Here is a 13,123-nt window from a genome sequence, read left to right on the forward strand (position 1 = left end):
GTCTTCTGGGGGTGGGACGGGGCCGGACCGGAGCCGTCGTACGCGCTCGCGGGCCGCTGCCCGGAGCCGGACCCCCGGGCGGTTCTGGAGCCGGACAAGGACGGCGGCTGGCGGGTCGTGTCCGAGCGGGCCACGGTCGTGGTGTCGCGGCACGGAGCTGTCGAGGTGCGTACGCCCGGCGGGGTGGCCCTGCGCCGGGACCTGCCGCCGCGTTGGTGGGAGCCGGTGAGCGGGGGCGAGGCGCGCTGGGTGCAGCGGTCGGAGGTGGCCGCCGACGCCCGGTTCTTCGGGCTGGGCGGACGGGCCTCGGGGCCTCGGCTCCGGGACGGGACGTACCGGCTGTGGAACACCGATCCCGGCCGGCCCTTCGGCCCGGGGGACGATCCGCTGTACGTGACGATGCCGGTGCAGCTGGTGGTGGCCGACGCCGCCACCCACCTCGTGTTCCACGACACCTCGTGGGACGGCACCGTGACCCTGCGGGAGGGCGAGGAGGGCGCCGGTTCCGGGCACGACCGGGCGGGGGTGTCCGAGCTGCGCATGACCGGCGGGCCGCTGCGCTGCTGGGTGATGGTGGGCACGCCCGCGCGTGTGCTGCTCGCCTGGGCCTCGCTGACCGGCGCGCCCGCGCTGCCGCCGTCCTGGGCGCTCGGCCATCATCACGCCCGCTGGGGCTTCGGCAGCGAGCAGGAGGTGCGGCGGATCGTCGCCGGTTACCAGGAGCGCGGTCTGCCGCTCGACGCCGTCCACCTGGACATCGACCACCACGACGAGCACCAGGTGTTCACGGTCGACCAGGAGCGCTTCCCCAAGCTGCCCCAACTGGCCGGGGACCTGCTGCGGGACGGCGTCCGGCTGGTGTCGGTCGTCAACCCGGCGGTCAAGGCCGCGCCCGGCAACTCCGTCCATGACAGCGGGACGGCCGAGGACGCCTTCGTGCGGGACGCGTCGGGACGGCTCGTGGAGGGGGTGGTGTGGCCCGGCGAGGCGGTCTATCCGGACTTCACGCACGCGCGTGTGCGTGCCTGGTGGGGGCGTCTCTACCAGGAGCGGCTCGCGGCGGGGTTCAGCGGGTTCTGGCACGACATGAACGAGCCCACGTCCTTCAACGCGTTCGGTGAGTCCACCCTGCCGCGGTCGGCGAGACACGCCCTGGAGGGCCGTGGCGGTGACCACCGGGAAGCGCACAACGTCTACGCGCTGTGCATGGCCCGGGCGGCGTACGAGGGTCTGCGCGAGCTGGTCCCGGACGAGCGGCCCTTCCTGTTCTCCCGCTCCGGATGGGCCGGCATCCAGCGGTACGCGGGCACCTGTTCCGGTGACGTGGCCACCGGCTGGCCGGGCCTGCGGGCCTCGCTGTCGCTCGTGTTGGGGCTCGGGCTGTGCGGGGTGCCGTACTCGGGGCCGGACGTGGGCGGCTACGACGGGCATCCCTCCCCGGAGCTGTATCTGCGCTGGTTCCAGCTCGGCGCCTATCTGCCGTTGTTCCGTACGCACGCGAGTCCGCGGGCGGGGCGCAGGGAGCCGTGGGAGTTCGGCGCCGAGGTGCTGGAGCACGCGCGCGTGGCGCTCGTGGAGCGCCGGCGGCTGCTGCCGTACTTCATGACGCTCGCGCAGCTCGCCCGGCGTACCGGAGCGCCTTACGTACGGCCCTTGTGGTGGTCCGCGCCCGAGGACCGCGCCCTGCGGGACTGCGAGGACGCCTTCCTGCTCGGTGACGGGCTGCTCGTGGCACCGGTGCTCGATCCGGGCGGGGACCGGCGCGCGGTGCAGTTGCCGCGGGGCCGCTGGTACGACACGGTCACGGAGCGGGTGTACGAGGGGCCGGGACAGGTTCTCGTCGACGCTCCGCTGTCGCGGATCCCGGTGCTCGCGCGCGCGGGTGCCGTCATTCCGGTGCGCGGGGACGACGGCCGGACCGTCCTGGAGGTGTGGGCTCCCGCCCGGGGACGGAGCGGGGGCGGACTGGTCGTCCAGGACGCGGGCGACGGCTGGGACGAACCGGAGATCGAACGCTACGTCGCCCGCTGGGAGGGCCGGAGGGTGGTCGTTCAGCGGGAGGGCGAGGACGGCTTGAGCGAGCCGTCCCACCCGGTGCGGCTGCGCGGGCTCACAGCGCGCTGAGGCTCAGACGTAGCGGCCCTCGAACCAGGCCCGTACGGCCAGCGTGTGCAGCGGGAAGGCGAGCTCCTCCGGCCTGCGCAGCAGGTGCCAGCCCTCCGTCTCGTCGGTGGCCGCGGACTGCGGGAGGCCGTCGGCGGGCCGCTCCGGCAGCACCCCGAACAGCAGCAGGTGGCCGTCGGGCGAGCTCAGCGCGTCGACGAGCCGTACGTCGCGGCTCGCGGCGTCGATGCCGGTCTCTTCCTTGAGCTCGCGGACCAGGGCGTGCCGCCAGTCCTCACGGTCGTCGACGTAACCGCCGGGCAGGGCGATGCCCCCGCGCGCGGGGGCCACGGTTCGGGTGATGACGACCAGGGCGGTGCCCTGTGTGTCGTACACGGGCTGGAGTGCGACGGCGACCGGCAGGGGGTTGCGGTACGCGACGGTGCCGCAAACGGGACAGGTGCGGGGCCAGCCCGCGACGCCCTCTCCGTAGGGCGCTCCGCAGCTCGAACAGTGGGAACCGGGTGCGGAGTTGGGGATGGAGTGCTGAGTTTCGGACACGCCGCGGACTGTATCCGATCATCAGCGCTCCGGTTCCGTCGGGCCCTCTGCCTCTTTGCGGCCGCCCGTGCGACACTCCTGACGTTCCGTCAGATCCGGTCGGGAGGGGCTATGCCGCGTACGCGTACACCTGTGGTCGCCGGATGGTTCGCCGGCGACGGGGACGACTTCACGCTCCTGGGCACCCGCTGCTCCGCCTGCGCGTCGGTCTTCTTCCCACGCGAGGACGGCCGTTGCCGCAACCCCGGATGCGCCGGGGGCGATCTGGCGGAGATCCCCCTGTCGCGGCGCGGCCGGATCTGGTCGTTCACCGACAGCCGCTACCGGCCTCCGTCACCCTATGTGACCGATCCGGAACTTTCGTGGGAGCCGTACACGTTGATCGCTGTGGAGCTGGCCGCCGAGCGGATCGTGGTGCTGGGGCAGGCGGTTCCGGGGGTGACCGCCGCCGACCTGACCGTGGGCGCGGAGGTGGAGGTCGTCCCCGGTGTGCTCCATGAGGACGGGGAGACGGTCTGGACGACGTGGCGGTGGCGGCCGACGGGGGTGACGGCATGACGGCAGAGGTGGCGGTGCTAGGCGCGGGCATGCACCCGTGGGGCAAGTGGGGGCGCGGCTTCGTCGAGTACGGCGTGGCGGCGGCTCGCGCGGCGCTGGCCGACGCCGGCGTGGACTGGCGGGAGATCGGTTCGATCGTCGGCGCGGACACCGTGCGGGGTGGCTATCCCGGCTATGTGGCGGGAGCGACCTTCGCCAAGGCGCTGGGCTGGCAGGGAGCCCGCGTCACCAGCGTGTACGCGGCGTGCGCGTCCGGGGCGCAGGCGGTGGCCGCCGCACGGGCCCAGATCCTGGCGGGGCTGGCCGACGTGGTGCTCGTGGTGGGTGCCGACGCCGCCCCCAAGGGGTTCTTCCGGCCCGCGGGCGGGGACCGGCCCGACGATCCGGACTGGCTGCGGTTCCGGGTCCTCGGCGCGACCAATCCGACCTACTTCGGGCTGTACGCGCGCCGGCGCATGGCCGTGCACGGGGACACCGTGGAGGACTTCGCCCAGGTCAAGGTGAAGAACTCGGCCATGGGCGCGCTGAATCCGTACGCCCGCTACCGGAAGCGGGTCAGCGCGGAAGAGGTCGCGGCCTCCGCCGTGGTGGCCGATCCGCTGCGGCTGCTCGACATCTGCGCCACCTCGGACGGCGGGGCGGCGCTGGTGCTCTCCAGCGTGGAGTTCGCGCGCCGCAGGGGCGTGGCCGACCCGGTGCGGATCAGGGCGGTGTCGACGGTGACGCCGACGTATCCGAACACGGTGCTCGATCTGCCGGACGTCGCCACGGACTCCGCGGCGGCCGTCGAGCCCGCCGCCGTGACGTTCCGCGCGTCCATCGCGCGCGCGGCCTACGAGGAGGCGGGCGTGGGGCCGGAGGACCTCTCCCTCGCCGAGGTCTACGACCTGTCCACCGCCCTGGAGTTGCAGTGGTACGAGGACCTCGGTCTGTGCGCGGAGGGCGAGGGCGCGAAGCTGCTGCGCGAGGGGGCGACGGCGCCGGGCGGGCGCATACCCGTCAACATGAGCGGCGGGCTCGCCTCCTTCGGCGAGGCGGTGCCGGCCCAGGCGATCGCCCAGGTGTGCGAGCTGACCTGGCAGTTGCGGGGCGACGCGGGTGACCGGCAGGTCGGGCACGCACGCGTCGGGATCACCGCGAACCAGGGGCTGTTCGGGCACGGGTCGGCGGTGGTCGCCGTGCGGTGAGCCGAGGACAGCGGGCTCTCGTACGCTGCGTGAGCGGCCGGGAATCCTGCGTGAACGTCGCATGAACCGGGCCCGGGCAAACGCGCGGGGCGCCATCCTGCTCCCGTGCGCTCCTGGACGGACACTCTCCGCTTCGTCTTCCAGCCCGTGGTCAATCTGGCCACCGGCGGGGTCGCGGGGTTGGAGGTACTGGCCCGCCCGGAGACCGGGGACGTCCTCGCCGAGGCCCGCCGGGACCCGGAACTCGACGGGCGGCTGGCTGTGTTGGCGGTGCGTGCGGCGGCGCGCCGGGAAACCCTGCTGCCGCTGCCCCTCCGTGCTGGATGCGCCATGGGCGGCGGGCGGGCGGCCCGTGACGCTGTCCCTGGCCACCTTGGTCTGCCCGCCGGGCAGTGTGGCCGACCACCGGGAGGCGGCCGCCTGCCTGGCACCCTTGAAGAAGGCCGCCAAGGCGCTCGGCGGAGCGAGCTGGGTGGTGGGGCGGGCCGGTCTGCCCGGGGCACGAGATCCGACGCGGGACGGCCGCACAGACAGCCTCGACGGGGCACGCCGTGGCGGAGCCGGGGAAGGGCTGAGCAGCGTCCAGTGCGGCGCCGTACGGATCGAGAAAGGACCGAGATCCGGCGCAGGACGGCCGCACGGACGGCCTCGACGGGGCACGCCGTGGCGGAGCCGGGGAAGGGCTGAGCAGCGTCCAGTGCGGCGCCGTACGGATCGAGAAGGGACCGAGATCCGGCGCGGGACGGCCGCACAGACAGCCCCGACGGGGCACGCCGTGGTGGAGCTGGGGAAGGGCTGAGCAGCGTCCGGTGCGGCGCCGTACGGATCGAGAAGGGAGCGATCAGGGCTCCGCCTGGTCCGCGGCCGTCGGTCGACTCGGTTCGAGGGCCCGTCCCAACCGGTGCGGTCGGCGACCTTGACGCTCCCCTGGGCCCGGTGAACACTTCCGGTGTCGGTCGACATCGCCGTACATTCTCGGCGTTCCAGGCACCACGCCGCGCGGGCCCCCCACGAGCCAAGGCCCCTACCCCCACGGGCGATTCGGCCGCGACGGCACGCTCGTCGCGGACGCCGGGCGGGGCGCGGGACCCTCCCTGCCCTTCGGCAGTTCGCCAAGGGAACCGCAACCCTGCACGGAGGACCGGGGCGGGAGAACCCCGGGCCAGGGCCTAGGAGCCGCCATGAGCAACGGAGACGTATTCCTCGGTGAGGTCATCGGTACGGCGATTCTGATCCTCTTCGGCGCGGGCGTGGTCGCCGCCGTCGTACTCAACTACTCCAAGGCGAAGGACGCCGGCTGGGTCGTCATCGCGTTCGGCTGGGGCTTCGGGGTGCTGGCCGGGGCGTACACCGCGGCGCCGCTGTCCGGCGGGCACCTGAATCCCGCCGTCACCCTCGGGATCGCCGTCGACACCGGTGACTGGGACCAGGTGCCGGTCTACGTCGCCGGGCAGATGGTCGGCGCCATGCTCGGGGCGGTCCTGTGCTGGCTGACCTACTACGCGCAGTTCCGGGCCAACGCCGAGGAGGAGCTCGCCCAGCCCACGCTAGGGATCTTCTCCACCGCGCCCGCGATCCGCCATCCGGTGGCGAACCTGGTCACGGAGATCATCGCCACCGTCGGCCTGGTCCTGCCGATCCTGGCGTTCGGACTCACCAAGGGTCTCGGCGAGTCCGGAACCGCGGTCCTCGTCGTGGCCTTCCTGGTGGTCGGCATCGGCCTGTCGCTCGGCGGGCCCACCGGATACGCCATCAACCCGGCCCGCGACCTGGGACCGCGCATCGTCCACGCCCTGCTGCCGATCCCCAACAAGGGGACCTCGGACTGGGGTTACGCGTGGATCCCGGTGGTGGGACCGCTGATAGGCGGGGCGCTGTCCGGGGTGATCTTCAACGCAGCCTTCTGAGACACGGGCCTTCTGAGACACCGGCCTCTGAAACACCGGCCTTCGGGAAAACCGCCGCGTGCAGGAACCGACGAAGGGGACGTCATGACGGACAAGTTCGTCGCCGCTATCGACCAGGGCACCACCTCGAGCCGCTGCATCATCTTCAACCAGGACGGCGCGATCGTGGCCGTCGACCAGCGTGAACACCGCCAGATCTTCCCCAAGCCGGGCTGGGTGGAGCACGACGCAACCGAGATCTGGTCCAAGGTGCAGGCCGTGGTCGCCGGGGCGATCGCCAAGGCGGGGCTGCGTGCCGACCAGCTCAGCGCCCTGGGCATCACCAACCAGCGCGAGACGACGGTCCTGTGGGACCGCGCCACGGGCAAGCCCGTGCACAACGCGATCGTCTGGCAGGACACCCGCACCGCGGCGCTGACCCACCAGCTCGGCGGCTCGGACGGGCAGGACCGGTTCCGCGAGCAGACCGGGCTGCCGTTGGCCACGTACTTCTCGGGGCCGAAGGCGGCCTGGCTGCTGGACAACGTGCCGGGGCTGCGGGCGCGTGCCGAGAACGGCGAGATCGCCTTCGGCACCATCGACTCCTGGCTGATCTGGAACCTCACCGGCGGCACCGACGGCGGGCGGCACGTCACGGACGTCACCAACGCCGGGCGGACCATGCTGATGAACCTGGAGACGCTCCAGTGGGACCAGTCCATCCTGTCCGCGATGAACGTGCCCGCCGCCGTCCTGCCCGAGATCAGGTCCTCCGCCGAGGTCTACGGCACCGCGGTCGGCCAACTCGCGGGCGTGCCCGTGGCATCGGCGCTGGGCGACCAACAGGCCGCGGTGTTCGGGCAGGCCTGCTACGACGTGGGCACGGCGAAGAACACCTACGGCACCGGCTCCTTCCTGCTGCTCAACACGGGGAACCGGCCGGTGCCGTCGAAGAACGGGCTGCTGACGACGATGGGCTACAAGATCGGCTCCGAGGCGCCGGTCTACTGCCTGGAGGGCTCCATCGCCATCACGGGCGCCCTGGTCCAGTGGTTCCGCGACCAGCTGGGCATCATCCGGACCGCCGACGAGATCGAGCCCCTCGCGGCCAGTGTCGAGGACAACGGTGGCGCGTACATCGTGCCCGCCTTCTCCGGCCTGTTCGCGCCCTATTGGCGCTCCGACGCGCGCGGGGTCGTCACGGGCCTGACGCGGTACGTCACCAAGGCGCACCTCGCGCGGGCCGTGCTGGAGGCGACCAGCTGGCAGACGCGCGAGGTCGTGGACGCCATGTACCAGGACTCCGGGGTGCGGATCACCACCCTCAAGGTGGACGGCGGCATGACCAAGAACAACCTGCTGATGCAGCACCAGGCGGACGTCCTCGACGTTCCGGTGGTCCGGCCGAAGGTCTCCGAGACCACCTGTCTCGGTGCCGCCTACGCCGCCGGGCTGGCCACGGGCGTGTGGAACGACCTGGACGAGCTGAAGTCCCACTGGCAGAAGGACGTCGAGTGGACGCCGGACATGGAGGCGTCCGTCCGCGACCGCCAGTACCACAACTGGCGCAAGGCCGTGGAGAAGAGCTTCGGGTGGGAGGAGGGCGGCGACGACTAGGCACACGCGCGTGGTGCCGTCCAGCGCGGCCCGTACCCCTGTCGGCGGGGGTACGGGCCGTTTCCCCGCCTCAGGTGGTGACGGTCTGCCGGCGGCGCGCGGAGTACGCCATCGCGTGCTGGACGACGCCCACGAGCACCTCTTTGACCGACTGCTTGTCCCGGGCGTCGCACAGCACGACCGGCACGTCCTCGTCGAGGTCGAGGGCCTGCCGTACGTCCTCCTCGGGGTAACGGATCGCCCCCTCGAAGCAGTTGACGCCGACGATGAACGGGATGGAGCGGCGCTCGAAGTAGTCGACGGCCGCGAAGCAGTCCTCCAGGCGGCGTGTGTCGGCGAGCACGACGGCTCCCAGGGCGCCCTCGGAGAGCTCGTCCCACATGAACCAGAACCGTTCCTGTCCGGGGGTGCCGAACAGGTACAGCACCAGGTCATCGCGCAGGGTGATGCGTCCGAAGTCCATGGCGACGGTGGTGGTCCGCTTGCCCTCGACGCCGCTGGTGTCGTCGACCGGGCGCCCTGCCTCGGTGAGCAGTTCCTCGGTGCGCAGCGGCCTGATCTCGCTGACCGCGCCCACGAACGTGGTCTTGCCCACGCCGAAGCCGCCGGCCACCAGGATCTTGAGCGTGACGGGCTCGACCGGGGGCTTGCCGCGCTCAGAACGCCCGAAGATCATTGGTCTCTTCTCCTGCCAGGTGGGGGTGTTGGGGCGACGGCGGGCCACCGGCGGCGCCTGCCTCCGAGTCCACCGTCCCGTGGTGCCGGTGACGGTCACCTCGGCCGCACCGGAGCTGCCGGAAAGTCGTCACGTCCGTCTCCCCGATCGCACTGCTCGGAACCGTCTCCGCGGGGCGGGGCGGGCCGTCCGCAGAGGGTCGTCGACGATCTGTCAGATCATAGGCCAGGGGCCTGCCGGCGCCCGCCCCCGGCCGACGGGACGGGCCTCGCGGGCGCGCGCGTCGGCCGGGCGGATCGGCGCCGGGCCCGGACGCCGTCCGTGCGTGCCTCGCGACACCGGGGAGCGGCGCCCGGGAGAGCCGGTCACAGGGCCCGCAGGCCGTTGATCACGTCCCGCAGGATGCTCTCGTCCGGGAGCTCCGCGGGCGGCACCGGCCGGTTCACATGGACCCACTCCGAGGCGACGAGGTCACCCACCAGGACGCGTACGACCCCGATGGGCAGGTCCAGTTCGGAGGACAGCTCGGCGACCGACTGCGGGTTCTCCCGGCACAGGTCGACGATGTCCACGTGCTCGGGGGACAGCGAGTGGTCCCCTTCGGGGTCGTCCGTGTGGGGTTCGGCCACGACGACCGCGATCAGGTCGAGTCGGTGCTGACCGGCACTCGTGGTGCGGCCACGCGTCATGGCGTACGGACGGACCACGGGTCCGGCCTCGTCGTCGAACCAGTGGCTTCTTCCCTGACCGTCTGTGCTCATGCCATCTCACTACCCGCCCTGGGGCAGATCGGTGCGCGGGGCGGCACCGAGATGCGCGCCGACCCGCTTGACCAGGAGCGTCATCTCGTACGCGACGAGACCCACGTCCGAGTCGGCGTCCGAGAGGACGGCGAGGCAACTGCCGTCGCCCGCGGCCGTCACGAACAGGAAGGCGTCGTCCAGTTCCACGACCGTCTGCCGGACGCTGCCCGCCTCGAAGTGCCGGCCCACGCCCTTGGCCAGGCTGTGGAACCCGGACGCCACGGCTGCGAGGTGCTCGCTGTCCTCGCGGGTCAGGTCCTGGGACACGCCGGTCGGGAGGCCGTCGCTGGAGAGCACCAGGGCCTTGCGGATGCTCGCGACGCGCTCCACCAGGTCGTCGAGGAGCCAGTTGAGCTCGCCGGACTTGTCGGTCGCCTTCGGTGCGGTCATCGACCGTCCCCCTTAGTCGTTCGTTGTGGTGCTGTGCCGCCGGACGTGTCGTCGCTCCCGGCGTTCTCCTCGCGGCCGCGCTGCCAGCCCCGTTGGAGCGAGGCCATGCGGCTGCGTACCTCGTCGGCGTCCCGTTCGGCGGGCTCCGGCTGGTTCTGGGGGCGCCGCTCGGGGGCCTGCTTGAGCTGCGGGGCCAGGTTGGCCTGGCGCACACGGCGGGGCAGCGGGGCGGACCCCGAGGCGGCGTCCTGGGTTCCCCGGGGGACGCCCAGGGGCGGCCTGCCCGAGCCGGATGCTCCGGCGGTGCCGCGGGCGGACTCGTCCCGGTCGGGCCGGGCGGCGTCGGTCACGCCGCCGCGCCCGAGGGCGTCCGCGGCCAGGCCCGCGGTGCCGGGAGCGGTCGTATGCGCGCCCGGTCCGCCGGTGGCGCCGGTGGCCGTGTCGTCCGTGGCCGGTCCGCTGGACGCGATCTCGGCACGCCGGGTGCGCCGGGGCAGAGCCGGTGCCCCGGGAGCCGGGAACGCCGAGGACGCCCGGGTCTGCGTCAGCTCGTCGAAGGGGTCGGCCACGCCGGTGCTCCGGCGCAGGGCCGCGGCACGGCGGCGGCTCGGCAGCGTCGGGGGTTCGGAGCGCGCCGGCCCCGCCGAGGGGCCGGTCTGCGACCGGGACGCGCCCGGGCCGGCCGTCGGCGTCCGGTCCGCGTCCTCGCGTCCCGTGTGTTCGTCGGTGACCGGGCGTCCGTGGGAGCTGACCAGCTTGGCCCGGCGGCGGGACAGGGACACCGGAGCGCCCGGGACGTCCTCGCCGATGCCCGCCGCGTCGGTTCCGGGGGGCTCGTCGTCGACCTGGGCCAGGGTGCGGCGCGGCCGGAACAGTCCGCCGCGCTCGCTGTCCTCGGAATCGAGCACGCCCGGGAGGTCGTTCAGGGTGTCCAGGTCGACCGGAGCCTCCAGTTCGACCGGACCGTCGAGGATCGCGGGCGTGAGCTGGGCCGGCCGCCGGGTGAGCGAGACGCGCTGGGCCTCCTCCAGTTCGGCCTCCTTCGACGGCCGGGGGCGGTCGAGGCGGAAGCCGATGCCGTTGGTGTCGGGGACGTCGTCGGTCAGCAGCGCGTCGGGGATGAAGACGACCGCGGTCGTGCCGCCGTACGGCGAGGGCTGGAGCGAGACCCGGACGTTCTGCCGCTGGGCGAGCCGGCTGACCACGAACAGGCCCAGCCGGTCGGTGTCGGACAGCTCGAACTCGGGCGTCTCGGCGAGCCGGAGGTTGGCGTCCAGCAACGCGTCGGCGGCCATGCCGAGTCCGCGGTCGTGGATCTCCAGGGTGAAGCCGTTGGCGACGCGCTCGCCCAGGACCTGGACGGCGGTGTGCGGCGGGGAGAACACCGTGGCGTTCTCCAGGAGTTCGGCCACGAGATGGGTGAGGTCGGCGACGGCGGGGCCGGTCACGGCCACCCTGGGCAGCCGGCGGACCTCGATGCGCTCGTAGTCCTCGACCTCGGCGACGGCCGCGCGGACGACGTCCATGAGCTGGACGGGTTTGCGCCACTGCCGGGACGGGGCGGCGCCGGAGAGGATCACCAGGCCCTCGGCGTGCCGGCGCATACGGGTCGTCAGGTGGTCGAGGCGGAACAGGTCGGCGAGTTCGTCGGTGTCCTCGGTGCGGCGCTCCATGGTGTCGAGCAGGGTGAGCTGCTTGTGCAGCAGGACCTGGCTGCGCCGGGCGAGGTTGACGAAGACCTCGGAGACGCCCGCGCGCAACTCGGCCTGTTTGACGGCGGCTTCCACGGCGGCACGCTGGAGGGTGTTGAGGGCCTGGCCGACCTCGCCCATCTCGTTCTTGTCGTACTCCAGGCGCGGGACCTCGGTCTCGATGTCGACCTGTTCGCCCACCGAGAGGCGGCGCATCACGCTGGGCAGCCGTACGCCGGAGGCCTCGTGGGCCTCCAGGCGCAGTTGCCGCAGGTCGCGGATGAGGCCACGGCCGACGCGCACGGACAGCACGAGGGAGAACAGCAGGGCGATCAGACCGAGGACGCCGACTGCGGCCGCCTTGACGATGACCGCCATCGCGTCCGGCCGGACGCGGTCCTGGAGGCGGTCGCCCGCCTGGTCGTCGAGCTTGGCGAGTTCGTCGAGGACGTTGCCCGCGGCGGCGTCCCAGCTCTTGGCGCTGACGTCGCCGGCCGTGCCGGGCTCGGCGCCGACGACGGACTTCTCGGCGGCACGCAGCGGAGCGGTGCCGGCGTTCTTCCAGAAACGCTCGTAGCGCTCGCGCTCCGAGGTCGGCAGCACGGCCAGGGTGGTGTCGTACAGCAGGTTCCGCTGGGCGATCAGGTCGGAGACGTCGCGGACCTCGTCACGGGTGAGCTTGCCCACCACGAGGGCGGAGCCGAGGAGGGCGTCCTCGCGGGAGAGCAGTTCGCGGGCACGGGTGATGTTGACCAGCGCCCGGGCCTGCTTGTCCAGTTCGACGTTGTCGATGCCGTCGAGGGTGGCGAGGAGGGCGTAGGCGGGGTCGACCAGGCGGTTGTACTGGTCCAGGGCCTGCAACCTGGAGACGGTGCCGTCCTCGACGGTCCGGCGCAGCGACTCGATGCCGTCGAACGCGTCCAGGACGGCGGTGAGGCGTTCGTCGTCGTCCTGGTCCATGCCGTCGCGGACGTCGGGGTCGCGGGCGTTGCGGCGGAACTTGGCGATGGCCTCGTCCGACGCGTCCCTCGTGCTGCGCAGCGCGGACAGGGCGTCCGACGCGCGCGGATCGGCCAGGTAGACGAGCGTCTGGCGGCGTTCCTGCTGGAGCACGCGCACGGTGTCCTCGATGGGATACCCGAGCTTCTCCGTGACGGTCGACACCTCGAAGAGCCGGGCGACCTCACGTCCCGTCAGCACCGTGGCGAAGCCCCACACCGCGACCAGGGACACCAGCGGCACGAGAAGCAGCGCCACGATCTTCCGGCGGATGGACTTCCCGCGAAAGCGCATGGCCTCCCCCAGCTCGACCCCCGCCGGCCGGGGGTACACATGTACGTCAACAAACGGCGCGAGCCTACTACCGACGCACACGTAACTCGAAGTTGCGTCCGGAACCAGAACGTGCGCCCCGGGATCGGGACATGGGGAGTTGTCCCGCCTTTGCGGGAGATTGCCTCCCGCGACCAGGCGAGTCGTGTCGGACCGGAACCGACCGCTCAGGGTGGGCGGTTGGCTGGATTTTTTCGTTTCTTTGGGGGCACGCGGGAATCTTGAAGGAGTCTTGTTCGTCCTTCTCTTCGGGAAATGGCGGTGGATTCGGCCACAGGAGCCGCATCTGCAACTGGGCGGCGTAAAGCAGCGCAAGCCG

Annotated in this window: 10 protein-coding genes and 1 pseudogene; 6 read left to right on the forward strand and 5 right to left on the reverse strand. The window is 72.5% G+C overall.

The features are described 5' to 3' along the window. Positions 1–2,124 (forward strand): TIM-barrel domain-containing protein (locus AOJ26_RS23310; protein WP_053850294.1); only part of this gene is annotated, 2,124 nt, incomplete at its 5' end. A gap of 3 nt (positions 2,125–2,127) precedes the next feature. On the opposite strand, the gene AOJ26_RS23315 is transcribed toward AOJ26_RS23310, so the two are convergent. Continuing rightward, positions 2,128–2,664, reverse strand: a complete 537-nt coding sequence (locus AOJ26_RS23315) for an NUDIX domain-containing protein (RefSeq protein WP_053850295.1) — start codon at positions 2,662–2,664, stop codon at positions 2,128–2,130. A 111-nt stretch (positions 2,665–2,775) separates the two neighbouring features. Here AOJ26_RS23315 and AOJ26_RS23320 point away from each other — a divergent pair, with 111 nt between their 5' ends. The 5 genes and pseudogenes from AOJ26_RS23320 (at position 2,776) to glpK (ending at position 7,912) form a co-directional block, all read left to right on the forward strand. Further along, complete coding sequence (locus AOJ26_RS23320; RefSeq protein ID WP_234358652.1) at positions 2,776–3,222, forward strand: Zn-ribbon domain-containing OB-fold protein; 447 nt, start codon at positions 2,776–2,778, stop codon at positions 3,220–3,222. Continuing rightward, positions 3,219–4,409 carry a lipid-transfer protein gene (locus AOJ26_RS23325; protein ID WP_053850314.1) on the forward strand — a complete coding sequence of 397 codons (1,191 nt, stop codon included), beginning with the start codon at positions 3,219–3,221 and terminating at the stop codon, positions 4,407–4,409. The genes AOJ26_RS23320 and AOJ26_RS23325 overlap by 4 nt, the downstream gene beginning before the upstream one ends. A 105-nt stretch (positions 4,410–4,514) precedes the next feature. Continuing rightward, positions 4,515–4,772, forward strand: a pseudogene (locus AOJ26_RS44525) (diguanylate cyclase); the annotation flags it as partial. 818 nt (positions 4,773–5,590) lie between these two features. Further along, entirely contained in the window at positions 5,591–6,316 is a 726-nt protein-coding gene (locus tag AOJ26_RS23330) for an MIP/aquaporin family protein (RefSeq protein ID WP_053850297.1), read from the forward strand. Positions 6,317–6,400: 84 nt separating this feature from the next. Beyond that, positions 6,401–7,912 carry a glycerol kinase GlpK gene (glpK, locus tag AOJ26_RS23335; RefSeq protein ID WP_053850298.1) on the forward strand — a complete coding sequence of 504 codons (1,512 nt, stop codon included), beginning with the start codon at positions 6,401–6,403 and terminating at the stop codon, positions 7,910–7,912. A 70-nt stretch (positions 7,913–7,982) separates the two neighbouring features. Here glpK and AOJ26_RS23340 read toward each other — a convergent pair whose 3' ends face one another. The 4 genes from AOJ26_RS23340 to AOJ26_RS23355 form a co-directional block, all read right to left on the reverse strand. Then, the gene (locus AOJ26_RS23340; RefSeq protein ID WP_053850299.1) at positions 7,983–8,588 is read right to left on the reverse strand and encodes a GTP-binding protein; all 606 of its coding nucleotides are present in this window, start codon (positions 8,586–8,588) and stop codon (positions 7,983–7,985) included. Positions 8,589–8,953: 365 nt separating this feature from the next. Next, a complete protein-coding gene (locus tag AOJ26_RS23345; RefSeq protein ID WP_053850300.1) occupies positions 8,954–9,349 on the reverse strand; it encodes a DUF742 domain-containing protein in 396 nt (131 codons plus the stop codon). Positions 9,350–9,358: 9 nt separating this feature from the next. After that, on the reverse strand, positions 9,359–9,781 hold the full coding sequence (locus AOJ26_RS23350) for a roadblock/LC7 domain-containing protein (RefSeq protein WP_053850301.1): 423 nt from the start codon (positions 9,779–9,781) through the stop codon (positions 9,359–9,361). After that, positions 9,778–12,765, reverse strand: a complete 2,988-nt coding sequence (locus tag AOJ26_RS23355; protein ID WP_053850315.1) for a nitrate- and nitrite sensing domain-containing protein — start codon at positions 12,763–12,765, stop codon at positions 9,778–9,780. Before AOJ26_RS23355 ends, AOJ26_RS23350 begins: the two co-directional genes overlap by 4 nt. Between the last annotated feature and the right edge of the window lie 358 nt (positions 12,766–13,123).

Origin of the sequence: Streptomyces sp. NRRL B-24085 (genome assembly GCF_001282115.1) — a bacterium.
Classification (GTDB): Bacteria; Actinomycetota; Actinomycetes; order Streptomycetales; family Streptomycetaceae; genus Streptomyces.

What these genes read in the sequence shown, in the direction of transcription:
- AOJ26_RS23345 (WP_053850300.1), bottom strand. Translation starts at nt 9,349, where the DNA reads ATGAGCACAGACGGTCAGGGAAGAAGCCACTGGTTCGACGACGAGGCC.
- AOJ26_RS23340 (WP_053850299.1), bottom strand. Translation starts at nt 8,588, where the DNA reads ATGATCTTCGGGCGTTCTGAGCGCGGCAAGCCCCCGGTCGAGCCCGTC.
- AOJ26_RS23355 (WP_053850315.1), bottom strand. Translation starts at nt 12,765, where the DNA reads ATGCGCTTTCGCGGGAAGTCCATCCGCCGGAAGATCGTGGCGCTGCTT.
- AOJ26_RS23330 (WP_053850297.1), top strand. Translation starts at nt 5,591, where the DNA reads ATGAGCAACGGAGACGTATTCCTCGGTGAGGTCATCGGTACGGCGATT.
- glpK (WP_053850298.1), top strand. Translation starts at nt 6,401, where the DNA reads ATGACGGACAAGTTCGTCGCCGCTATCGACCAGGGCACCACCTCGAGC.
- AOJ26_RS23320 (WP_234358652.1), top strand. Translation starts at nt 2,776, where the DNA reads ATGCCGCGTACGCGTACACCTGTGGTCGCCGGATGGTTCGCCGGCGAC.
- AOJ26_RS23325 (WP_053850314.1), top strand. Translation starts at nt 3,219, where the DNA reads ATGACGGCAGAGGTGGCGGTGCTAGGCGCGGGCATGCACCCGTGGGGC.
- AOJ26_RS23350 (WP_053850301.1), bottom strand. Translation starts at nt 9,781, where the DNA reads ATGACCGCACCGAAGGCGACCGACAAGTCCGGCGAGCTCAACTGGCTC.